We start from the raw sequence: 21,994 nt of genomic DNA on the forward strand, positions 1-21,994 counted from the left end.
AACCACCAGTCATGCCCACTCGAATCCGCCGCCCGAGCGCGGCGGGCCTCGTCGCCGCCGTGCTGGCCGCCCTTGCGATGCTGCTGGCGCCGGCCTCGCCCGCCGCCGCCCACAACTCGCTACAAGCGGCCAATCCCGCACAGGACTCTCGACTGTCCACCCCGCCGACGCAGATCACCCTGAAGTTCCTGCAGAAGCTGGACCCCGCCTTCACCACCATCGTGCTCAGCGACGCCGACCAGCGGAAGGTCCCCACCAGTGAACCCGCCGTCACCGGAGCCACGGGCACAGTGACGATCACCCAGCCGCTGGCCAACGGCAACTACACCGTCGCCTACCGGGTCGTCTCAGCCGACGGGCACCCCGTGCAGGGCTCGTACTCCTTCACCCTGGCCGACCCCGCCGCCGCGACCGCAAGTGCCGCCCCGGACGTGGCCGCCTCTGCTGCCGCCAACACCGATGCCGTCTCCCCCGCATCTGCCAGCCCGGCGGCCTCGTCCCGCCGCTCCGACGGCTCTGGCCCAATTCTGCTGCTGGCCGGCGGTATCGCCGTCGTGGCCGTTGTTGCCGGGGTCGTGGTGCTGCGGCGACGCCGCGCCACCTCCTGACCGAGACCACACAGGCTCCGTGTATCGCGCCCGCCCGTCCTCCACCTGCCAGGGGCATTGACGTGCCAGAAACCCGTTCACGCCAGACTCACCCGCACCCCGTCCCGGACGGCTCTCGCGCCATTCGGACGTCGACCGGGCCCCACGGCCAATCCCGCCGGACGCCCCGAACAGGGATCCCCTCCACCGGCCGGAAGAGCTCTGTTGTGGTTCCGATCGTGGCCGCGGTGTCAGCGGGGGCGGCACTCCTGATCGCCCTGCGAGCCGGCGGGGCGCTCGCGGTCGCGATCCCCGGGCTGCCGAATCCCGGACCGGTCACGACCTGGGCGCTGCCGCTGGTACGGCTGCTCGCCGACGCGCTCGCCACGCTGACCGTCGGGATGCTCGTCGCGGCGGCGTTCCTGCTGCCCGGGGACGGGCCGAGCGTGTCCCCGCACGGCTGGCTGCTGCTGCGGCGCGCCGGCGCGCTGTCGATCGGATGGGCGTCCGCCGCCTCGGCGCTGATCGTGCTGACGGTCTCGGACCTGCTCGGCCTCCCGCCGGAGCGGCTCAGTACCACCGTTGTCGTCAGCTTCGCGTCCTCGATCTCGCAGGGACGGGCCCTGCTGCTACAGGTCGGCCTGGCCCTGGCCGTGGCGGTCCTCGCCCGGGTGGGCGTGTCGCGTGGGCTCGCCGCCATGGCGGCGGTGCTGGCACTGGTCGCGGTGACACCGCCGGCGTTCACCGGACACGCCGCCGGGGCGGGCAACCACCAGATCGCGGTCAGCAGCCTCGTCCTGCACGTGTTGGCCGCCGCGCTGTGGATCGGCGGCCTGGCTGCGCTGCTGACGGTCCGCCGCAGCCGGCACATCGCCGACGCCGTCGGCCGGTACAGCCGCCTCGCCCTGGGCTGCTTCGCGGCCGTCGCGGTCAGCGGGCTCGCCAACGCCGCCGTTCGCCTGGGCACCGTCGATCAGCTCTGGCAGTCCCGGTACGGGTGGCTGGTGGTCGGCAAGCTCATCGCGCTGCTGATCCTCGGCGCCGTGGGCGCAGCGCACCGGTCCCGGACCCTGCCGGCCGTACACGCCGGCCGGCGCGGGGCGTTCGCCCGGCTGGCCGCTGGGGAGTTGGTCGTGTTCGCCGCCACCCTGGGGCTGGCCGTGGCGCTGTCGCGCAGCCCCACACCGGCGGCGATCAATCCCACCGACGCCGACCCGCTGACCGATCTGCTCGGCTTCCCGATGCCCACCACCCCCACCCCGGGCAACATGCTCGGCCAACCCCTGCCGGACCTGTTCTTTCTCACTCTCACCGCCTGCGGGGCCGCCGCCTACCTGGCCGGGGTGCAACGGCTGCGCCGGGCCGGGCACCACTGGCCAATCGCTCGGACGGCCAGCTGGCTCACTGGTCTCCTGGTGCTCGCCGCGTTCACCGGCTCCGGCGTCGCCCGCTATGCGTACGTGCTGTTCAGCGCCCACATGGCGCAGCACATGGTGCTGTCCATGCTGGTGCCGATCCTGCTCGTCAGCGGCGCCCCGGTCACCCTCGCCCTACGCGCCCTGCGTCGCCCGGCCGACCCGCAGGTCCGCGGCCCCCGGGAATGGCTACTGTGCGCCCTGCACAGCCGACCCGCGAAGCTGCTCACCCACCCACTCGTCGCGCTCGGCATCTACACCGGCAGCCTCTTCGGCCTGTACTTCAGCGACCTGCTCGGCACAATGATGCGCTCCCACCTCGGCCACCTCGCCATGCTGGTCCACTTCGTGGCCTCCGGCTACCTACTGTTCTGGGTGCTCATCGGCGTCGACCCGGGCCGGCCGAGGATCCCCCACCCCCTCCTCGTGCTCATCCACCTGGCCGCGATGATGGCCCACGGCTTCTTCGGCCTGGTGCTCATGCAGACCACCACAATCATCGCCCCGGACTGGTACACCGCCGTCCACCCCACCTGGGCCTCTCCCCTTCCGGTGGACCAGAAGCTGGGCGCCGGCATCGCCTGGGCGTTCGGCGAGATCCCCGCCGCCGTCGTCATGATCCTCCTCGTACGTCAGTGGATCCGCGCCGACCAGCTAGAACAGGCCCGCCTCGACCGCGCCGCCGACCGCGCCGAAGCCACCGGCGAAGACGACGACCTGGCCCGATACAACGCCTTCCTCACCGCCGCCAACCTGCCTGCCCAAGACCAGCACCGGGGACAACGACCGTAGCCGATGGCATCGACCGCATCCGGGGTTTTCCATGACGCCACCGTCGCGCAGGCCAACGCGGACGCCCGGCCGACGGAACGGGACGCCCAGCCCATCCCAAACCTTCCAGGGCTGCTCGACGGCCAGGGGCTGCTAACCTCGCCGGCCGGAGCGGTGGACGAACTCTTCGGCGGCCAGCGGCACAGCACGGGTGTTCTGCGACCCGTGGAGGATCCCGCATCTACGGGCGGCGGATCGACAGGCGCTCGTGGTCACGCACGGCCCGCCAGGTGTCGCCGTCGCGGACCGCAGTGGTGCCCAATCCGGCGGGGTCGGAGCCGGCGACGCCCGGTTCGGTCACCGCGAAGCTCGAGCCGCCCACCCCGTCGAGCATCGGCAGGAGGAAGCCGTCACGGACGGCGGATGTGGCGTGCCGGTCGAGCATGGCGGCGTCGAGCAGCAAATCGGAGCCGAGCACGGCGGGCCCAAAGTCGGAGCGACCCTCCACTTCGGCAACTGGTGCGTACGTGGTCAGGTCCCCATGGCGACTCCCGAAGATCGCGGGAACCGCAGTCAAGCGCGCCCCGACTACTGATGCATGTGGGCGATCAACAAAGCGCACTCCGGGTTTGCCGGTGCGTAGCGATCTCGTGGTGGACAGCGGGGTGAACGGTCCGCCGCTGGACGGGGTGACCCTGACCGGCGGCGACGGCTCAGGAGCGGACGTGATCTGCGTCGCGCACCTCGCGGCGCTGGGGGCTCTGCTGCACAAACAGCTCACCGGCAGGGCCGACAGGTGACCGCCGCCTCCGTCATGTTCACCGCCGTCACCTGCCGCTACGGCCGGCGCACCGCGGTCGACGCGGTCGATCTCGACGTCGCCGCCGGCGAGCACGTCGCCCTGACCGGCGCCAACGGCTCCGGCAAGACGACCCTGCTGCGGGCCGCCCTGGGCCTGCATCCCCTCGCCGGCGGCACCGTCACCGTGGGCGGCGTCGGGGCGCGGCGCGGCGCCGAGTGGGCGCGTCGACGCCGCGACGTGGCCTGGGTGCCGCAACGCCTCACGCCGGGCCGGTTCCCGCTGCTGGTCGACGAACTGCTCGACAGCGGCCGCCACCCGGACGCCGCTCGCGACGCGGCCGCCCGGCTCGGCGTCGCCGGGCTGGGCCGCCGCCCGCTGCACACCCTTTCCGGTGGGCAGTTGCAACGGGTGTTCCTGGCCCGCGCTCTCGGGGCGGTCGCCGCCGGGGCCCGGGTGCTGTTCGCCGACGAGCCGACCGCAGCGTTGGACTTCGACGGCCAGGAGCAGGTCGCCACCCTGCTGGCGAAGCTGCCGGTCACCGTGGTCGTGGTGTCCCACGACCGGGCGATGTCGCGGGCCTGCGACCGAGTGGCGGAGATGGCCGCCGGAAGGCTGCGGGTGATCTGAGCCGTGGACCATCTGTTCGACCTGCTGACGCTGCCCGCGGTGCAGCGCTCCGGAATCGGCCTGCTGATCGCCGCCGTCGGCCTGCCGATCGTCGGGGTGTTCATCATCGGCCTGGACATCATCGCCGTGCGGTTCGCGATGATGCACGTGGCGCTGCTCGGCATCGCCGTCGGCCTGCTCACCGGTCTGGACCCGATGCTCTGCGGCCTGGCCGCCTGCGCTCTCGCCGGCGCGGGCGTGGCACCGCTGGCCCGGCGGCCCACCGGGCTGCCCGGGGCGATGGGCCTGCTGATGACCTTCGCCATCGCCGCCGCACTGCTCGTGCTGTCCGTGTCCGGGGTGAACGCCACCGGCGCGTTCGAGCTGCTGTGGGGCTCCATCCTCGCCACCCGCGAGATCGACCTCGTTGTCCTCGGCGTGCTCACCGTGCTCGTCCACGTGCTGTTCTGGCGCTGGCGGCGGCAGCTCGCGCTGCTGCTGTTCGACCGGGAACTCGCCCTGTGCTCCGGAGTCGCCGCCGGGCCGCTGCTGCTCGCCCTGCTCGTCGTCGTCGCCGTGGCCATCGGCGCGTCGATCCGGCTCACCGGGGCGCTGCTGGTCGACGCCCTGACCATCCTGCCCGCGCTGGGCGCCCGCAACCTCGGCCGTTCCCTGCGCTCGATGGTGCTGTGGGCCGTCGCGCTCGGCGTGCTTGGCAACGGCGGCGGCTTCGCCGTCGCGCTGCTGCTCGACCAGCCGCCCGGCCCCGTCCTCGTCCTCGTCGCGGGGACCTTGACCCTGCTCACCTATCTGATTCCCGAAGGAGCACATGATGCGATTGATACGGGCCGCCGCGCTGACCGCGGTGGCGACCCTGTCCCTATTGTCCAGCGGATGTGGCAGCACTGACGACCCGGCACCCGCCAGCAGCGGCGGCGCGTCGACGTCGGCGGCGAACGGGCCGAAGGTGGTCGCCTCCACCAGCTGGGTCGGCGCCTTGGCCAAGGCCGCCGGCGCGACCGACATCACGGTGATCGCGCCGCCCAACGTCCAGCACCCGCCGGACTACGACCCGAAGCCCAGCGATCTCGCCGCTGTCGCCAGCGCCGACTACATCCTCTACGCCGAGTTCGACGGCTTCGCCGCCAAGCTCAAGGACGCCGCCGGCGGCTCCGGCAAACTCGTCCCGGTAGAGCTGGAGAACACCCCGCCGAAGATCACCTCTGAGGTGCAGCGCCTCGCGGGGATGTTCGGTACCACGTCCGCCGCGGATACCTGGATCTCCACCTTCAACACGGAGTACACGACCCTGTCCGGGCAGGTGAAGGCTGCCCTGCCGGATCCGGCGCCAACGGCGGCGTCGCACCTGTTCATGGCGTACTGGGGCGACTTCGCCGGCATCAAGGTGGTGGGCAACTTCGGGCCCCAGCCGGTCACCCCAAGCCAGCTCGCCGAGCTGACCGCGAAGAAGCCGAACCTGGTACTGGCCAACGCGCACCTGAGCGGCGCCAACCCCGACATCCCCGGTGCCACCCGCGTTGACATCGTCAACTACCCCGGCGCCGACCTCGACCTGCTCGCTGTGTTCAAGACCAACACTGAACGGCTGACCGCCGCGCTCAAGCCCTGAGCGACATCCAATCAGCCCGGCCGGTGGGGGTCGGCTGCCGCACCCCCACCGGCCCTTTGTCGAGGAGCCCACATGATCCCCGTACTCGTCGTCGGGGGCGGACCGGTCGGACTCAGCCTGGCCATCCGCCTCGCCCAGCTCCGCGTCCCCGCGATGCTCGTCGAGCGACACCCCCGGACGGCCGCGTTTCCCAAGGGCCGGGCCCTGAGCATCCGCAGCATGGAGATCTACCGATCCTGGGGCTTGGAGGCGGAGATCACCGCCGCCGGGCTGCCCCGCGACCACCTGGCCTTCTACACCGGCCGCACCCTCACCGACCCGCAGGGCACCCGCATCGTCACCGGTCCCGACTCCCGACCGCCGGTGCCGAGCCCCACCTACACCCTGCTCTGCTCCCAGGACCGCCTCGAACCCCTGCTGCGCAACCACGCCGAACAGCTCAACCCGGGACGCGTCCACTTCGACACCGAACTGGTCGACCTGAGCATCGACGACGACCGGACCACCGCCACACTCAAGCGCGGCGGAGGGCACGAGAAGATCCACGCGCGTTGGCTGGTCGCCGCCGACGGCGCCCGCAGCGGCATCCGCCAACGGCTCGGCATACCCATGCCCGGCCCCACAGGGGTATCGCACAACCTGAACATCCTGTTCGACGCCGACCTCGGCCCGCACGTCGCCGACCGGCCCAGCGCTGTGTACACCATCACCCGGCCGAGCCTGCACGGTGCATTCCTCGCCGTCGACAACCAACGCCGGTGGCTGTTCAACCTCGTCGCCGACGGCGACGACCCCGGTTTCGCCGACCTCGACGACACCGCCTGCACCGATCTGATCCGCACCGCCGCCGGACTACCGGACCTGCCGATCACACTGGTCGACCGGCAGGTGTGGCACGCCGCTGCCCGCGTCGCCGACCGCTTCCGCGCCGGGCCCGTCTTCCTCGCCGGGGACGCCGCCCACGTCACCACCCCCTACGGCGGGTTCGGCATGAACTGCGGCATCGCCGACGCCGACAACCTCGCCTGGAAACTCGCCGCCGTCCACCACGGCTGGGCCAGCGCCGCCCTGCTCGACACCTACGACCCCGAACGCCGCCCGGTCGCTCAGGCCAGCGCCATCGAGTCCCACCGGCGCCTGACCGACGCGATCACCGCCCACCGCACCGGCGCTCCCCCGCGCGGCCGGCCCAGCGAAGGACTCGTCCTGGGTTACCACTACGCCTCGGCTGCCGTGGTGCCCGACGGCACCCCCGCTCCAGGCGGTAATCCGGTCGCCGACTTCAACCCCTCCGGCCGACCCGGCCACCGGCTCCCCCATGCCTGGCTGGACCGGAACCGCACCCGATCGACACTCGATATCCTGGACCGCGCCGGATTCACCCTGCTCACCGGCGGCGACCCCGGAGCCTGGCATGCGGCGGTGACCGGGGCCCGGGCGCACGGCATCCCCGTCGTCGTCCGCCCACTGCCCGACCTGCTGCCGCCGGCGAACCTCGCCGGCTACCTGGGCACCTGCGGCATCGACCACACCGGAGCGCTCCTCGTCCGACCGGACGGTCACGTCGCCTGGCGCGGCGGAGCAGCTCTGCTCGACAGCATCCTGAGCATCACCGGGACACCACGCGCAGCGCTCCCGGACCAGATCGTCCAGGACTGACCGGCCTGCGCGCGGACGAGCCCGAGGGCGAGGTCGGCGGGCAGGTAGAAGCCAAGGGCGCGGGCCTGCGCCGAGTCGAACGAAGTGAGGAGTGCCTCCGCGCTGGCGAGGTCACCGCGGCGCCTTACGGCAATGACCCCGGCGGCGCGTGGGACGAGGTCCGCCGCGATGGGAACCGGTCCCGTCTCGTCGGTCAGAGCTTCGGCGTGGCGGCGCGGGCGGCATCGAAACGCGCGGTGACGTCGGCCCAGTTCACCAGGTTCCACAGCCGGTCGACGTAGTCCGGGCGGACGTTGCGGTACTGCAGGTAGTAGGAGTGCTCCCAGGCGTCGAAGACCAGCAACGGGCCGCTGCCCTGCCCGACGTTGCCGTGGTGGTCGTACACCTGCTCCACGATGAGTCGCTGCCCGAGCGGCTCCCAGGCGAGCACGCCCCAGCCGGCGCCCTGCACGCTCTTCGTCGCCGCCGACAGCTGACCCGCGAAGCCTTCGAACGAGCCGAAGTGCTTCTCGATCGCCGCCGCCAGTTCCCCGACTGGGCGGTCGCCACCGTCGGGCGAGAGGTTGTTTCAGAAGGTCGAGTGGAGCACGTGCCCGGACAGGTTGAACGCGAAGCTCTTCTCCAGCCCGACGAGGGAGGCGAAGTTGCCCTGGTCGCGGGCCTCGGCCAGCTGTTCCAGAGCGTCGTTGCTGCCCTTGACGTACGCCGCCGGGCCGGACTGATCGCGGCGGTGTGCCGTCAGCGCGCAGACCTGGCGTCGTCTTGCGAGCACCACCATGCGGCGGGCCGGCAGCCGGTGTACGTCTGCCGGCCCGCGTCCGGTCGGCGGTCGGGTGCGCGTCCGCCGGGTCAGCCGCGCTGGGCGGCGCGGCGGTACGCGAGCAGCCCGGCGACGAGGCCGGCGAGGCCGAGCAGGATGCCCGCGATGCCGTAGGCGGTGCCGTTGCTGCTGTCCTTGTCGCTGTCGTTGCTCGTCGCGGCCACGGCCACGGGGTCGGCGGCGGCAGTGGCGGCGTCCTTCTTCGTCAGCTTCAGGACGGGCGCCGGGTGCTCCGGCTCAGCGCCACTGGTGGGTTCCTCGATCCACCGCACCACGTCACCGTCGGAGTAGGTCTGCAGGGCCTTGAACACGAGCTGATCGGTTTCCGGCAGCGGGCCGAGGGAGACGTCGAACTCCTGGAACTGACCCGGCTTGATCGCCGAGTTGGCGTCTGCGGTCCAGGTGATCTTCGTGACCGCCTCGGTCAGCTCCGAGTCGTGGACCTTGATCGGTGTGGCGAGCTTCGACGTCTCGGTCTGTCCGGTCCACCCGGCCATCGGCTTCAGCGACACCGACCCGATGGGCGAGCTGGCCGGGAGGCTCACCTCGACCTTGGTGGTGTTGGCGTTGTCCTTCTCGTTCGGCACACGGAAGGTGACCTTGGTGTAGCCGCCCTGCGTCGCCTCCTTGGGGTTGACGGTGACGTGCGCCGACGCCGGGCCAGCCACCCCGAGGGTGATGGCGGTGACAGCAGCGGCGATGGTGGCCGCTCTCGCGAGCAGGGACCGATTCATATCAGGGCGTCCTCTTCGTCTCTACCTAAGGCGGCCGGTGTGCCCGGCACCTTCTGCTAGTCGTCCGTCACGCGGGGATAGTTCCCGGCGTCCTTTAAACGGGTGAACCGAACGTGGTCACGGCGGCGCCAGCGGCCGCCCGGACGGAAGGCCACGGTCGGCGGCGGGACAGCAAGATCGGAATCTCACGTCGGGCGCCGCTGAGTGCTGCGGCGCGAGGGTCCAGCAGCAGCCGGGCGCATCTGGTTGGGCGCTGTTGGGCGCGGCACCAGTCCCCGACCTGGTTGACGGAGGTTGCGCGATGCGGGGCTGCCGTGCCGGGAACTTTCCGCCCCTGGCGATCGACTATTCAGCGGGCGCCGGCAGCCTGCCGCCGTCTGACAGCACGCCATGACATGGGGGACGCGGCGTGCAGTCGTGAGCAGGACCGAGCGTGGCCGCCAGTGGCCGACCCTGAGACCGAACGAGGAGCCATGTCCGTCACCGACGTTTCCGACCAGCCCGCCGAGGCACCAGCTGCCTCCCCACCCCCAACTCGGTCCACCAACCGCCGCTCATCGGGCCTGGGCGCGCTGCTGGTCCGGCTGCACTTCTACACCGGTGTGCTGGTCGCTCCGTTCCTGCTGGTGGCAGCGGTGACGGGGCTTTTGTACACGGCGACGCCGCAACTGGACCAGATCTTCTACGGCGACAAGCTGACGGTGGCGCACGCCGGCGCGACCGCCAAGCCCCTCGCGGAGCAGGTCGCCGCCGCCCGCGCCGCCCACCCCGACGGCAGCCTGATGAGTGTCATCGTCGGCGACGCCGACGCCACCACCCAGGTGGTGTTCTCCATGCCGGAGCTCGGAGAGAAGCAGCACACCATCTATGTCGACCCGTACACCGCCGAGGCGAAGGGCACCCTGACCACGTGGTGGGGCTCAACCCCGGCCACCACCTGGCTCGACGACCTGCACCGCAACCTGCACCTCGGCGACCTCGGCCGCTACTACTCAGAGTTCGCGGCGAGCTGGCTGTGGGTGCTGGCCCTCGGTGGGCTGGCATTGTGGTGGCGCCGCCAGCGCGGCGCGAACCAGAAAGCCCGCCGGCTGCTGCTGCCGGACCTGACCGCCAGGAAGGGCGTGCGTCGTACCCGGGGCTGGCATGCAGCCACCGGCGCGTGGATCGCCGTCGGGCTGCTGATCCTGTCAGCAACCGGGCTGACATGGTCCCGGTACGCGGGCGGCAACTTCGACAACGCCCTCACCGCGCTCGACGCGCACCAGCCGCAGCTGGCCACCGCCCTGACGGGCGGCGCGCCGGCGGCCGGGGGCGGCCACCACGGTGGCTCCGGCGTTGGCGAGGCCAGCGCCGTCGACCCGGCCGCAGCGGACACCGTGCTGCGCATCGCCCGCGACCACGGCCTGGCCGGGCCGGTCGAGATCGGCATCCCCGAGGACGCCACCAGCGCGTGGACGGTGACCCAGGTCGACAACACCTGGCCGGTGCACCTGGACCGCGCCGCCATCGACCCGGCCACCAGCACCGTCGTCGCCCGCAGCAACTTCGCAGACTGGCCGCTGCTGGCCCAGCTGTCCAAACTGGGCATCCAGGCGCACATGGGTCGACTGTTCGGCATCGCCAACCAGATCCTGCTCGCCGCGCTCGCGCTCGGGCTACTGTGCGTGATCGTGTGGGGATACCGAATGTGGTGGCAACGCCGCCCCACCCGCACCGACCGCCGCGCCACCGTCGGCACCCCACCAGAGCGCGGCGCCTGGCAGAAGCTGCCCGCCTGGGCCATCGCCATCGGCGTGCCGGTGGTGTTCGCGATCGGCTGGACGCTCCCCATGTTCGGCATCCCGCTGGCCGCGTTCCTCGTCATCGACGCCATCATCAGCACCGCCCGCGGCCGGCGAGACCAACCGGCACCCGTCTCCCCGGCACCCGTCTCCCCGGCACCAGCCGACCAGTGACCCACCAACCGCCCGTCGTCTCCCGGCACAGCCGTTAGCGTCACCCAGGCCAGGCATGCGAGGCAGTGCCAACGAGCGGGCTATGCCCATGCCCAGGACGAACCGACCGACCTGGGCATGGGCAGGCCGCGTAGTGCTTAAGCCTGGATCCACCAGAGCGTACTGGTGCCGCAGCTGATCATCCACACGCCCAGTGCCGGTATGCCTCGATCCACTGGACGCCGTCCGGTACGTACCTTCTACCCTGCGGGCGAGATTACGATAATGAATTCCGATTCGGATGTCACCGAGCATCGGCAGGGACTTGCATCCTTCATGCCGTGCTAGCGGCCACGCCTGCCCCGGTGAGGACGACCAGCGGTGACCACCTGGGGCGGGGGCAGGCGCTGATTGTTGACGTAGGCCTGGTGACGTGATGTGCTCGGACCGTAACGCTAACGGCAATCATGGTCGTTAAGGCCTGAGGAGGACCATGTCTCTCACCGTGCCGCCTGCCCTGCTCGAAGCCGCCGAGACCGGCCCCGTGGACGACGACGCCTTCGTCGCCTGCGTCCGGAACTCCCTCCCGTACGCCTGGGACACCGTCAGTCGTGTGGTCGCCGACCTGGAATCGTCTGACGCCGAATACGCCGACAACGTCGTACCGCCGCCCACTGAGGCGGAGCGGGGGCAGCTGCTGCGCGCGCTGGCCAGTGACGCCATCCGGGCGAGCCTGGAGCGCCACTTCGGGGTGAAGCTGACGTTCCAGAACTGCCACCGGGTCGCAGCGTTCCGGCTTCCCGCCGTCGGCTCCGACACGTACCGCTGGTTCGTCTCCCCCCGGGGACAACTGCTCAATCAGTCGCCAGAGCTGCGTGACTGCTGACCCGCCCGGTACCTCCCGGCCCGGCGAGCAGGTCCAATGGCACCTGTTCCTGCTCACCGGGCACCGCGCCGGCCGCACCCACGCGCAGGCCTTGCCGACGCGCACCGCTACGGCCTGGCTGCGGAGGCTGCCGGCACGCCGGCGTCTGGGTCGCCGAGGACCACTTCATCTCCTACGGCGTGTGCCCTTCCGCCATCACCTTCGCGGCGCACCTGCTCGGGGCGAACCCGCCGCACCACCGTCGGCACCGCCGCCTGCGTGCTGTGGGTCCGGCACCCGGTGAGCACGGCGGAGGAGGCGGTGCTGCTCGACGAGTTGTCTGGGGGCCGGTTTCGGTTGGGGGTTGCCCGTGGCGGGCCGTGAATAGACCTCGAGGTTTTCGGCGCCGGCCTGGATCGGTACACGCACGGCTTCGCCGACGCGGTGGAGATCGTGCTGCGGTGGTTGTCCGGCGCGGAGAGGGTCGCTGGCAACGGGAGGTTCCCCTTCCGGCCAGTGCAGGTGGTGCCCCGGCCCCTTCGGCGACAGCCGACGTGGGTCGCGGCGACCTCGCCCCGCCACCGTGGACCTCGCCGCCCGGCACGGCCTCCCGCTGCTGCTCGGGCTACATGCCGCCTGGCGCAGAAGCGGTCGTTGCTCGACCGGTACGCGCAGGTCGCCGGCGCGCACGGTCACGACAGACGCAGGTGCCGCATGCCAGCGCATCAGGCGCACGTCGAGGACACCGACGCGGATGCGGCCCGGACGGTGCGCGAGCGGCTCCCGGAGTTGCTGGCCAGCACCAGGGAGTACGTCCGTCTCGACGACGCCGCGGCCGGCCCGCCCGACATCGCGAGTACGTCCGGCGTCTGATCGCCATGCACCCGGTCGGGTCGCCGCAGCGGTGCCGGACGGCCGTGGACGCGGCCGCGACACTTCCCGGCGTGCGGCATCTGCTGTCTCTGGTCGAGGTGACCGGGGACCGCGCGACGGCCCTGCGCACCATATGGCAGCTCAGCGGCGAGGTGTTGCGCCAGCGATAACGGCGGGCCGAGAGGGTGGTGAACGGCCCGATGGCGAATCGTTGCGGTGACTCGCCCGGATACTGGCCGGTAAGCCCTACCCATCACGTACGCTCCCGCTCATGGAAACGGTTTCCAATAGAGTCGGAGGTTGTCAGCGGTGAAGGTCGCGTTCGTGGGCAAGGGCGGCAGCGGCAAGACAACTCTCGCCGCGCTGTTCGCCCGGCATCTCGCCGGCCAGTGCCTGCCGGTGCTGGCCATCGACGCCGACATCAACCAACACCTCGCTGCCGCCCTCGGCGGAGATACGGACACGCGGCCGCCGGTGAAGCCACTCGGTGAGCACCTGCCGGCAATCAAGGACTACCTGCACGGCGCCAACCTTCGCATCACTAGTGCGGATCAAATGGTCAAGACGACCCCGCCAGGGCGCGGTTCGCGGCTGCTGCGGGTGATGGAGGACAACCCGATCTACGCCGCCTGCATAAGGGAGGTCGATGGGGTGCGGCTGGCGGTCACCGGCGAGTTCGCCGCCGAGGATCTCGGCGTGGCCTGTTACCACTCGAAGGTGGGAGCAGTAGAGCTGCTGCTCAACCACATGCTCGACGGGCCCGGCGAATACGTCGTGGTGGACATGACCGCGGGCGCGGACTCGTTCGCCTCCGGGCTGTTCACCCGCTTCGACCGCACCATGCTGGTGTGCGAGCCGACCGTGCGCAGCGTCGGGGTCTACCGGCAGTACGCCGGCTATGCCCGCGACTACGGCGTGGCCCTGTCGGTGGTCGGGAACAAGGTCGAGGACGCCAGCGACGTGGAGTTCCTCCGCGAGCACGTCGGCGGCGACCTGTTGACCTGGTTCAGCAGATCCGGCTACGTGCGCCGAGCGGAGCGGGGCACGGTCGGGGCGCTGGCCGAGCTCGAGGCCGCCAACCAGGCAGCCCTCACCCAATTGACGGAGGCGGTGGACGACACCGCGCAGGACTGGGCGGCCTTCACACGGTGGGCGCACGAGTTCCACCGACGCAACGCCGCCGCATGGGCCAACGGACGCGCCGGGACGGATCTCACCGATCAGATCGACCCGGAGTTCCGGATGGGACCGCAGGCGGTCAGCGAGCCCGCGGCGGTGGGTCGCTGATCCAGACGGCCGCCGGTTAGGCGGCGCACTTACCGCAGGTACCGAAGATCTCCAGGGTATGGCCGACATCGGTGAAACCGTGCTGGCTCGCGACCTGGTCGGCCCACCGCTCCACGGCAGGGCCAGCGACCTCGACCGCGCGCCCGCACTCCCGGCACACCAAATGATGGTGGTGCCGGCTCTGGCTGCACCGCCGGTACAGGTAATCCCCGCCCGGCAGCCGCGTCGAATCGATCTCGCCGCCGTCCACCAGCATCTGCAACGTCCGGTAGACGGTGGTCAGGCCGACTCGCGCCTTGCGGTCGACAAGCATCTGGTGCAGCTGCTGCGCGCTGTGGAAGCCCTCCACCTCGCGTAGCAGCGCCAGCACCTCGGCGCGCTGCCGGGTATTGCGGGTCATACTGGGCATTGCCTCGGTCACCGTCCGCCGTCTCCGCTCGTCACAGCGCCTGTCTCGACGCCCGATTCCTTGTCCCGTTGCCGCTGGCGGTCACGTGACATCGGAACCCATTATGCATTGCGCATATGTTCACACCTCGCGCCGTCACCGACCGGACTCCAGTGGTCCAGCGAATAGCGGAGTCGCGGGCCGCGGCTCTAGGCGGTTGGCGAGGCGCCCGCCTGGATGCAGGTCGGCGGCTAGGCGCCGGCGGGCATCGCCGAGTTCGACTACCGAAACCCCCACCCTGGCCGCGCTCACCGCCCCGGGCAGGGTGGTTCTCTGGCCAACGATGCGAGCGCCACCGCCACCAGCGGTCACAGTGAATGCCGCGCCCGCTGCCGGCCGGCAGCTGTTCGGCGAGTTCGACCTGATCACTGACGAAGGCCGGATCGTAGGCTGCGGCGCAATCGGCGCCGTGGACAGATCCCCATTCACCCTGCCCGCCCCCGGCCCTCCAGGGGGCGGGCATTGCCCGTTTCGGATGCTCCGTGACGAGGCGATCACAGTAAGATGCTGTGGTTAATCGGAGAGGTGATCCGCCCTGAGCACGACTGACCCAGCAGCCCCCGTCACGCCGGCCGTCCCGGCCACCGCAGACGACCAGCCCGATGCCCCCGACCGAGAACGGGCGGTCGGCTCGACCGAGGTGCTGTGCTTCCTGCTCATCCTCATCGGCATCCTGCACCGACCGATCGGCGCGCTGGTGGCGGACCCGCGCCTGCAGACCTGGCTGACCGTCTTCGTGTCGGTGATGGTGCAGGCAACGCCGTTCCTCGTCTTCGGGGTGGTCCTGTCAGCGGTCATCGCGGTGTTCGTGCCCCGTTCGTTCTGGGCCCGGGCCCTGCCCCGCCACCCGGCGCTTGCCGTGCCGGTCGCCGGCATGGCGGGCGTGGTACTACCCGGTTGCGAGTGCGGCTCGGTGCCCATCGCCGGGTCGCTGATCCGCCGCGGCGTCACTCCCGCCGCGGCGCTGGCGTTCCTACTCGCCGCACCTGCGATCAACCCCATTGTGCTCACCGCCACCGCGGTCGCGTTCCCGCGCAACCCGGAGATGGTCGCCGCCCGGGGCGGCGCGAGTCTGGTGGTCGCCCTGTTGATGGGATGGTTGTGGCTGCGGCTGGGCCGCACCGAGTGGATTCGCCTGCCGCATCGCGCGCACCTCGACGGGCTGCCGCGGATGACGGCGTTCTGGACCGCCTGCCGGCACGACGTCATCCATGCCGGCGGGTTTCTCGTCGTGGGCGCTATGGCTGCGGCGACCATCAACGTCGCCGTACCCCAGCAGCTCCTGCACGACTTGGCCGCCCGACCGGTGCTGTCGGTGCTGGCGCTGGCGGCCCTGGCCGTGCTGCTGTCGATCTGCTCCGAGGCGGACGCCTTCGTCGCCGCGTCGCTGTCCCAGTTCTCCCTGACCGCCCGGCTGGCGTTCCTCGTGGTTGGCCCGATGGTCGATCTGAAGCTCGTGTCCATGCAGGCCGGAATGTTCGGCCGGCGGTTCGCCGTCCGGTTCGCTCCGGCCACCTTCGCTCTCGCCATGCTCGTCGCGGCCGGCGTCGGGACGGTGATCTGGTGAGTCGCGGAACTCAGGCCGTGGTGCTCGCCTTCCTCGGTGGCGCGATCCTGCGCGCCAGCATCACCGACCTGTACCTGCGCTACGTCAAGCAGGGGCTGCGGCCGTTCCTCATCGCCGCCGGAACGCTGCTGGTCATCACCGCGGTGGTGGCCACCGTGCAGGAGCTGCGACATCTCAACCGGCCCGGGGCCGGGCCGGAAGACGACGGGCACGGGCACGGCCGCTCGGGGCCGGGCGTCGGCTGGTTGCTGCTGTTGCCGGCGCTCGCTCTGCTCTTCGTCGTCCCGCCGGCACTCGGCGCCGACACCGCCGCACGTGCCGGCTCCGCCCTGACCGACAACCGGGAGGTCGCCTACTCGCCCCTGCCGCCCGGCGACCCGGCCGAGCTCACCCTCCTCGACTACGGCTACCGGGCCGTCTATGACCACGGTCGGACCCTGCAGGGCCGGCGCATCCAGTTGACCGGCTTTCTCGCCCCCGGGCCGGACGGCCACCCCATGCTCGCCCGCATCGTGCTGTCCTGCTGCGCCGCCGACGGCATCCCCATCAAGATCGGCCTGCGTGGCCAGGTTCCGCAGGCGCCGGCGAACACCTGGATACGGGCCACTGGCCGATGGATTCCGCACACCGCCAAGGACCCCGTCAACGACGCCGATGTTCCCTACTTCCAGGTGGAGGACTGGCAACACATGCCCGCGCCCGCCGAGCCCTACGAGTAGGACCGGCGATGGTTGCACGGGTGTTGATATGAGCAGGTGACAGCTAGACCCAGTTATTGGAAATGACTACCGTTCCACTCATCCAATGAGCAAGGAGCGGTTGTGACCCTATCCATCCGTACGCTCGGCACCGTCCTGGCGATAGCGACGATCGGCGCCACCGCCGGCTGCGCTGCCGACACCAACACCGGCACCGCGACCGCGGCGAAGAACGGCACCATCGCCGTGGTCGCCACGACGCCCGAGGTCGCGGACTTCACGCGCAACGTCGGCGGCAACGCCGTCAGCGTCACCCAGATCATCAAACCGAACGTCGACCCCCACGACTACGAGCCCACCCCCGCCGACATCCAGGCGATCGGGGCCGCCAAGCTCGTCATCAAGAACGGCGTCGGACTCGAGGAATGGCTCGATGACACCATCTCCTCGGCCGGCTTCAAGGGCACGGTCGTCGACACCTCGCAGGGAGTGGCGCTGCGCAAGGGCGACCTCGGCGACGAAGAGACGAAGGACGGCGATCCGCACATCTGGCACAACCCCCGCAACGCCAAGATCATGGCGGAGAACATCGAGAAGGCCCTCGTCACCGCCGACCCCGGCCACGCCGACACCTACCGGGCGAACTTCCAGGCGTACGCGGCGAAGCTGGACAAGCTCGACGCTGACAGCGAGCGCAAGTTCGCCGGCCTGCCGGCGGACGCCCGCAAGCTGGTCACCAACCACGACGCGTTCGGCTACTACATCGACCGCTACCAGCTGCAGTTCATCGGCGCGGTGATCCCCAGCCTGGACACCAGCGCCGAACTGTCCGCCACCCAGATCAACGACCTGGTGGCGAAGATCAAGGCCACCGGCACCAAGGCGATCTTCAGCGAGAGTTCCCTGCCGCCCAAGGCCGCCGAGGCGATCGCCCGCCAGGCAGGCGTGAAGGTGGTCGGCGGGGAGGACGCCCTCTACGGCGACAGCCTCGGCCCCGAAGGCACCCCCCAGGGCACCTACCTGGGCGCCGAGGAACACAACACCGACACCATCGTGGCAGCCCTCGGTGGCTGAGCCCACCCGCGCGCCGGTAGCCGACGCCGCCCTGCACCTCGCGCAGGCCGACGTCGGCTACCGGCGCCGCGCCGTCCTCACCGACGTGAACCTCACGGTGGAGCCCGGCCAGATCGTCGCCCTCGTCGGCGCCAACGGCGCCGGCAAGTCCACCCTCATCAAGGCCGTCGTCGGGCTCGCCGACGTCCTGGCCGGCACGATCACCCTCGCCGGACAGCCGGCGCGGCAGGCGCGCGGCGCTGCCGCCTACGTGCCGCAGGTCGACACCCTCGACGCCGACTTCCCCGTCACCGCCGCCGACGTCGTGCTCATGGGCCGCTACCATCCCACCCATTGGCTGCGGCAAATCCGCGCGACCGACCGCGCCATCGCTGCGGACGCGCTGGCCCGTGTCGGGCTGGCCGACCGCGCACGCACCCGCTTCGGGCTGCTGTCCGGAGGCCAACGCCAACGGGTCCTGCTCGCCCGCGCCATCGCCGCCCAGGCCCGACTGATGCTCATGGACGAGCCCTTCAACGGGCTCGACGTCACCAGCCAGGACGTCATCGTGACGCAACTGCGGGACCTTGCCGCCGCCGGCGCCGCCGTGCTGCTCAGCACCCACGACCTGCGCCTGGCCCGCGACCTCGCCGACACCGCCTGCCTCATCCACGGCGGCCGCGCCGTCACCGGCCCCACCGAACAGATCCTCGCGGAGCTTCCCGGCGCCTACGGCTACGCCAGCCCGGCCGCCGACCTGCACGCCGCGCCCCGGACGGTGACGGCATGAGTGGTCTCGTCGCGCCGTTCAGCGTGCCGTTCATGGGCCGCGCCCTCGCCGAGCTGCTCCTGCTCGCCGTGGTGTGCGGGCCGGTCAGCGTGCTGGTGTTCCTGCGCCGGCTGGCCTTCGTCGCCGACGCGCTGACCCACACCGTCTTCCCCGGCGTGGTCATCGGATTCCTCGTCGCCGGCTGGACCGGCATCGCCGGCGGCGCGCTCGTCGCCGCCCTGCTGACCGCGGTCGCGCTCACCGTGCTGACCCGCTGGGGGCGGCTTAGCGACGACACCACGGTGGCCGTGCTGCTGACCGCCATGTTCTCGCTCGGCGTGGTGCTCGTGTCCCGTCAACACTCCTACACCAGCGACCTGACCGCGTTCCTGTTCGGCCGGCTGCTCACCGTCACCCCCGCTCAGCTCGCGCAGACCGCCGTGCTGGCCGCGATCGTGCTCACCGGCCTCGCCGTCACCGCCCGGCCGCTGATCCTGCGGGCCTTCGACCCCATCGGCGCCGCCACCGCCGGGTACCGCCTCACCCTGCTGGATCTCGGGCTCAACACGGCCGTCGCGCTGGTTGTCGTCGCCGCCGTGCAGGCCGTCGGCACCATCCTGGTGATCGCCCTGCTGATCGTGCCCGCCGCCACCGCGCGCCTGCTGACCGACCGGCTCACCGCCATGGCAGTGATCGGCACCGCCGTCACCGGCCTTGCCGCCTACCTGGGCCTGCTGGCCAGCTGGACCGCTTCCGTCCGATACGGCGTCCGGCTCACCTCCGCCGCCGCGGTGGTGCTCACCCTCGTGGTCTGCTACCTGCTCGCCCTGCTCGCCGGCCGCCTCCGCCGCCGGCCGCACCCGCCCGCTGCGACGGTGGCCCGGTGAGCTGGCTGCTGCAGGACACCTTCGGCCGCGCCCTGGTCGAAGCCGTCGCCGTCGGGGTGCTCACCGGACTGGTCGGCGTGCACGTCGTGCTGCGCCGGCTGTCGTTCTTCACCATGACGATGGCCCACGCCACGTTTCCCGGCGTGGTCGCCGCGTCCATCCTCGGCATCAACATCTACCTCGGCGGCGTGGTCGCCGGGCTGCTGACCGCCGCCGCCGTCGCCGCGCTGGCGCGTACCCGCGGCCAAGAGGCCACCGCCGCGACCGGAGTGATCCTCTCCGCCGGCTTCGCGCTCGGCGTCGCGCTGGTTGCAACCCAGAACGGTTTCAGCCGGGACCTGTCCGCCTTCCTCGTGGGCTCGATCCTCACCGTCACCACCGAGAACCTGGTCGTGACCGTCGTCCTGCTGGCGCTCACCGCCGCCGCGCTCGCCATCGGCGGCCGGCACCTGCTGTACATCGGGTTCGATCCCGCCGGCGCCCGCGCCGCCGGGTACCGCCTCCGGCTGCTCGACCTCGCTCTCCTGCTGCTGGTCGACCTCGTCGTCGTCGCGATCGTGCCCGCCGTCGGCACCATCCTCGCCCTGGCTCTCATCGTCGCCCCCGCCGCGGCCGCCCGCGCCTGGACCGCCCGTCTCGCCCCCATGACCGCACTCGCCGCCACACTCGGCGCCGGCAGCGCCGCCGCGGGACTGTGGTTCTCCCGACTGTGGGATATCGCTGCCGGTGGCAGCATCTCGCTGACCGCCGCCGCCGTCCTGCTCGTCTCGCTGGCGGCGCACCGCCTGCGCGACGGGTTCCGCACGATCTTCCTCACCGCGCCGTGACCGCCGAACCCGCCTCGATCGAGGAAATCAGCGAGCTGCTCCGCACCATCGCCCACCCGGCGCGCATCCGCATCCTGCAGCAGCTCACACGAGCCGACACGTGCGTCACCGAACTCAGCAGCTCGCTGCAGCTACCCGCGCCGCACGTGTCGCACCAACTTCGACACCTGCGCCACGCCCGCCTCGTCCGCCGCTACCGCCAGCAGGGCCGGATGCACTACACACTCACCAGGGTCCCCGCCGTCTCTCTCGTCCTGGACGTGCTCAAGTACTGCACGTGAGCGCGCTGGGCGTCGACGGGCCCGACGCGGACTGTCGATACCGTTCGGGCTCCTCGCCGGGCCGGGCGAGGAAGCCACGCCGCGTCGGGTTGTCCCACCGGGCTCGCCTCGACCATGCCGAGTCGCCGCTGGGGCTCTGCCGGCGCCTCGATCCGCGCGTCCCCGCTAAGGAGTGACTGGTGCGACGGCCTGTCGCGGTTGCCGGCCGGGACGCTACTCACCAGGCTTCCTGCTGGCCTACCACGCTTGGGATGCGCGGCAGCCGCGAAGGACAAACGCCCGCAGCGATACCGGCGCGGGCGTTTACAAGATCCGGGGACAGCAACGCCCTTCCGGCGGTCGAGGCGGCCGCCGGCGCGAACACCACGCCGGCGGCCCCCTTCCAGTCGATGAAATCCGTCCGTGTCTCGCGGCCTACGGCCTGGTCATCCTCTTCTTTCACCCGCATCTGTCGGGGGCGCCGACGTCGTCGATCCGGATGTCAGCGCAGTGGTGGCGTCGTCACCAGGACGCCTTGCGAATCCCTGGCAGCTCGCCCCGCAGCGCCATTTCCCGGAACCGCACCCGTGACAATCCGAAGCGGGTCAGCACACCTCGCGGTCGGCCGTCGATGACGTCCTGGTTGCGCAGCCGAACTGGGCTGGAGTCGCGGGGCAGTTGCACCAGGTGGCGAATGGCGTCCTCCCGCACCGCCGGGTCGGTGTCCCGGTGGGCGATGGTCCGCTTCAACTCGGCGCGGCGCTGCGCGTGGCGCGTGACCAGGTCGGCGCGGCGGGCCTGTCGGTTTGCGAGACTCTTGCGGGCCATGTCAGCGCGCCTCCCGAAACTCGACGTGCCGGCGGACGACCGGGTCGTACTTGCGCAGCACCATCCGGTCGGGGTCGTTGCGGCGGTTCTTGCGGGTGACGTACGTGTAGCCGGTGCCGGCGGTGCTGCGCAGCCGGACGACCGGGCGGACATCGGTCTGCCGGGCCATCAGACCGCCACCCCCCGGGCGCGCAGCTCCGCAACGACCTTTTCGATGCCCTTGCCGTCCACGGTCTTCAGCGCCTTGGCGGTCAACGTCAGGCGAACCCAACGCCGCTCCGAGGGCAGCCAGTAGCGGTGGTTCTGCAGGTTGGGGTTCCACCGGCGGCGGGTGCGCCGGTGAGAGTGGGACACGGCGTTGCCGAAGCTCGGCTTCGCGCCGGTGACATCACAGCGACGGGACACAAGTACTCCTTCAGGAATGGCTCGCCGTAACGATAATGGTTTTCATTCTTACCGTGACCGACCGGGCGGCCTGCACTCGGGTCCGGAACAACCTCGACCGGCACCGACGAGCCGGGGCGATACCCGACGCCACGGCGCGGATCACCGCCAAGTCGACGCCGAGCTTCGCGCAGTCGGCGGACGCGGACGTCGACGCTGCGGGCGCCGACACAGGCCGCCAGGAGGTGGTCGAGCAACTGCGCTCGCGCGAAAACCCCAGGACTTTCAGG

25 protein-coding genes and 1 pseudogene are annotated in these 21,994 nt (G+C 71.2%); 18 read left to right on the forward strand and 8 right to left on the reverse strand.

What is annotated here, in order from left to right:
* Window positions 1–11: 11 nt before the first annotated feature.
* Both ACNAVT_RS26635 and ACNAVT_RS26640 read left to right on the forward strand, forming a co-directional pair.
* Window positions 12–608 carry a copper resistance CopC family protein gene (locus ACNAVT_RS26635; protein ID WP_416300113.1) on the forward strand — a complete coding sequence of 199 codons (597 nt, stop codon included), beginning with the start codon at window positions 12–14 and terminating at the stop codon, window positions 606–608.
* 218 nt (window positions 609–826) lie between these two features.
* The gene (locus tag ACNAVT_RS26640; RefSeq protein WP_416300115.1) at window positions 827–2,794 is read left to right on the forward strand and encodes a cytochrome c oxidase assembly protein; all 1,968 of its coding nucleotides are present in this window, start codon (window positions 827–829) and stop codon (window positions 2,792–2,794) included.
* A gap of 220 nt (window positions 2,795–3,014) precedes the next feature.
* On the opposite strand, the gene ACNAVT_RS26645 is transcribed toward ACNAVT_RS26640, so the two are convergent.
* Window positions 3,015–3,281 carry a hypothetical protein gene (locus ACNAVT_RS26645; protein WP_416300117.1) on the reverse strand — a complete coding sequence of 89 codons (267 nt, stop codon included), beginning with the start codon at window positions 3,279–3,281 and terminating at the stop codon, window positions 3,015–3,017.
* Between the two features lie 127 nt (window positions 3,282–3,408).
* On the opposite strand from ACNAVT_RS26645, the gene ACNAVT_RS26650 reads away from it, so the two are divergent.
* The 5 genes from ACNAVT_RS26650 (at window position 3,409) to ACNAVT_RS26670 (ending at window position 7,470) form a co-directional block, all read left to right on the forward strand.
* The gene (locus ACNAVT_RS26650; protein ID WP_416300118.1) at window positions 3,409–3,573 is read left to right on the forward strand and encodes a hypothetical protein; all 165 of its coding nucleotides are present in this window, start codon (window positions 3,409–3,411) and stop codon (window positions 3,571–3,573) included.
* The gene (locus tag ACNAVT_RS26655) at window positions 3,570–4,202 is read left to right on the forward strand and encodes a metal ABC transporter ATP-binding protein (protein ID WP_416300120.1); all 633 of its coding nucleotides are present in this window, start codon (window positions 3,570–3,572) and stop codon (window positions 4,200–4,202) included. Before ACNAVT_RS26650 ends, ACNAVT_RS26655 begins: the two co-directional genes overlap by 4 nt.
* A gap of 3 nt (window positions 4,203–4,205) precedes the next feature.
* Complete coding sequence (locus tag ACNAVT_RS26660) at window positions 4,206–5,090, forward strand: metal ABC transporter permease (RefSeq protein ID WP_416300122.1); 885 nt, start codon at window positions 4,206–4,208, stop codon at window positions 5,088–5,090.
* Window positions 5,014–5,811 (forward strand): metal ABC transporter solute-binding protein, Zn/Mn family, encoded by a 798-nt coding sequence (locus ACNAVT_RS26665; RefSeq protein ID WP_416300124.1) that lies wholly within the window; start codon window positions 5,014–5,016, stop codon window positions 5,809–5,811. The genes ACNAVT_RS26660 and ACNAVT_RS26665 overlap by 77 nt, the downstream gene beginning before the upstream one ends.
* A gap of 72 nt (window positions 5,812–5,883) precedes the next feature.
* Window positions 5,884–7,470 (forward strand): FAD-dependent monooxygenase, encoded by a 1,587-nt coding sequence (locus ACNAVT_RS26670; protein ID WP_416300126.1) that lies wholly within the window; start codon window positions 5,884–5,886, stop codon window positions 7,468–7,470.
* Between the two features lie 193 nt (window positions 7,471–7,663).
* Here the strand turns inward: ACNAVT_RS26670 and ACNAVT_RS26675 are convergent, their stop codons facing one another.
* The 3 genes from ACNAVT_RS26675 to ACNAVT_RS26685 all read right to left on the reverse strand — a co-directional run bounded on the left by ACNAVT_RS26675 (window position 7,664) and on the right by ACNAVT_RS26685 (window position 9,024).
* Window positions 7,664–7,996, reverse strand: a complete 333-nt coding sequence (locus tag ACNAVT_RS26675) for a superoxide dismutase (RefSeq protein ID WP_416300163.1) — start codon at window positions 7,994–7,996, stop codon at window positions 7,664–7,666.
* Between the two features lie 42 nt (window positions 7,997–8,038).
* On the reverse strand, window positions 8,039–8,242 hold the full coding sequence (locus ACNAVT_RS26680) for a hypothetical protein (RefSeq protein WP_416300128.1): 204 nt from the start codon (window positions 8,240–8,242) through the stop codon (window positions 8,039–8,041).
* Window positions 8,243–8,319: 77 nt separating this feature from the next.
* Entirely contained in the window at window positions 8,320–9,024 is a 705-nt protein-coding gene (locus ACNAVT_RS26685; protein WP_416300130.1) for a YcnI family protein, read from the reverse strand.
* 473 nt (window positions 9,025–9,497) lie between these two features.
* Between ACNAVT_RS26685 and ACNAVT_RS26690 the strand changes: the two genes are divergently transcribed.
* From ACNAVT_RS26690 to ACNAVT_RS26705, 4 genes and pseudogenes are all read left to right on the forward strand, one after another.
* Entirely contained in the window at window positions 9,498–10,979 is a 1,482-nt protein-coding gene (locus tag ACNAVT_RS26690) for a PepSY-associated TM helix domain-containing protein (protein WP_416300132.1), read from the forward strand.
* Window positions 10,980–11,451: 472 nt separating this feature from the next.
* A complete protein-coding gene (locus ACNAVT_RS26695) occupies window positions 11,452–11,844 on the forward strand; it encodes an SCO5389 family protein (protein WP_416300133.1) in 393 nt (130 codons plus the stop codon).
* A 36-nt stretch (window positions 11,845–11,880) separates the two neighbouring features.
* Window positions 11,881–12,696, forward strand: a pseudogene (locus ACNAVT_RS26700) (LLM class flavin-dependent oxidoreductase).
* A 309-nt stretch (window positions 12,697–13,005) separates the two neighbouring features.
* A complete protein-coding gene (locus ACNAVT_RS26705) occupies window positions 13,006–13,983 on the forward strand; it encodes an ATP-binding protein (protein WP_416300164.1) in 978 nt (325 codons plus the stop codon).
* Between the two features lie 16 nt (window positions 13,984–13,999).
* Here the strand turns inward: ACNAVT_RS26705 and ACNAVT_RS26710 are convergent, their stop codons facing one another.
* Entirely contained in the window at window positions 14,000–14,383 is a 384-nt protein-coding gene (locus tag ACNAVT_RS26710; RefSeq protein ID WP_416300165.1) for a Fur family transcriptional regulator, read from the reverse strand.
* 688 nt (window positions 14,384–15,071) lie between these two features.
* On the opposite strand from ACNAVT_RS26710, the gene ACNAVT_RS26715 reads away from it, so the two are divergent.
* The 7 genes from ACNAVT_RS26715 to ACNAVT_RS26745 all read left to right on the forward strand — a co-directional run bounded on the left by ACNAVT_RS26715 (window position 15,072) and on the right by ACNAVT_RS26745 (window position 20,513).
* Window positions 15,072–15,998: a permease gene (locus tag ACNAVT_RS26715; RefSeq protein ID WP_416300135.1), complete on the forward strand. Its 927-nt coding sequence runs from the start codon at window positions 15,072–15,074 to the stop codon at window positions 15,996–15,998.
* A complete protein-coding gene (locus tag ACNAVT_RS26720) occupies window positions 15,995–16,717 on the forward strand; it encodes a TIGR03943 family putative permease subunit (protein WP_416300137.1) in 723 nt (240 codons plus the stop codon). Before ACNAVT_RS26715 ends, ACNAVT_RS26720 begins: the two co-directional genes overlap by 4 nt.
* A gap of 102 nt (window positions 16,718–16,819) precedes the next feature.
* Entirely contained in the window at window positions 16,820–17,770 is a 951-nt protein-coding gene (locus tag ACNAVT_RS26725) for a metal ABC transporter substrate-binding protein (protein WP_416300139.1), read from the forward strand.
* Window positions 17,763–18,539 (forward strand): metal ABC transporter ATP-binding protein, encoded by a 777-nt coding sequence (locus tag ACNAVT_RS26730; protein ID WP_416300140.1) that lies wholly within the window; start codon window positions 17,763–17,765, stop codon window positions 18,537–18,539. Before ACNAVT_RS26725 ends, ACNAVT_RS26730 begins: the two co-directional genes overlap by 8 nt.
* Entirely contained in the window at window positions 18,536–19,405 is an 870-nt protein-coding gene (locus ACNAVT_RS26735) for a metal ABC transporter permease (protein ID WP_416300141.1), read from the forward strand. Before ACNAVT_RS26730 ends, ACNAVT_RS26735 begins: the two co-directional genes overlap by 4 nt.
* On the forward strand, window positions 19,402–20,232 hold the full coding sequence (locus ACNAVT_RS26740) for a metal ABC transporter permease (protein WP_416300143.1): 831 nt from the start codon (window positions 19,402–19,404) through the stop codon (window positions 20,230–20,232). Before ACNAVT_RS26735 ends, ACNAVT_RS26740 begins: the two co-directional genes overlap by 4 nt.
* Window positions 20,229–20,513, forward strand: a complete 285-nt coding sequence (locus ACNAVT_RS26745; protein WP_416300145.1) for an ArsR/SmtB family transcription factor — start codon at window positions 20,229–20,231, stop codon at window positions 20,511–20,513. The genes ACNAVT_RS26740 and ACNAVT_RS26745 overlap by 4 nt, the downstream gene beginning before the upstream one ends.
* A gap of 501 nt (window positions 20,514–21,014) precedes the next feature.
* On the opposite strand, the gene rpsN is transcribed toward ACNAVT_RS26745, so the two are convergent.
* Genes rpsN through rpmB form a run of 3 tightly spaced genes read right to left on the reverse strand, consistent with a single transcriptional unit; the run spans window position 21,015 to window position 21,725 of the window.
* Window positions 21,015–21,320, reverse strand: a complete 306-nt coding sequence (gene rpsN, locus ACNAVT_RS26750; RefSeq protein ID WP_416300147.1) for a 30S ribosomal protein S14 — start codon at window positions 21,318–21,320, stop codon at window positions 21,015–21,017.
* Between the two features lies 1 nt (window position 21,321).
* Window positions 21,322–21,489: a 50S ribosomal protein L33 gene (gene rpmG / locus ACNAVT_RS26755; RefSeq protein WP_416300149.1), complete on the reverse strand. Its 168-nt coding sequence runs from the start codon at window positions 21,487–21,489 to the stop codon at window positions 21,322–21,324.
* On the reverse strand, window positions 21,489–21,725 hold the full coding sequence (gene rpmB / locus ACNAVT_RS26760; protein WP_416300151.1) for a 50S ribosomal protein L28: 237 nt from the start codon (window positions 21,723–21,725) through the stop codon (window positions 21,489–21,491). Before rpmB ends, rpmG begins: the two co-directional genes overlap by 1 nt.
* Window positions 21,726–21,994 lie beyond the last annotated feature (269 nt).

The organism is Micromonospora sp. SL4-19 (assembly GCF_047921475.1).
Classification (GTDB): Bacteria; Actinomycetota; Actinomycetes; order Mycobacteriales; family Micromonosporaceae; genus Micromonospora.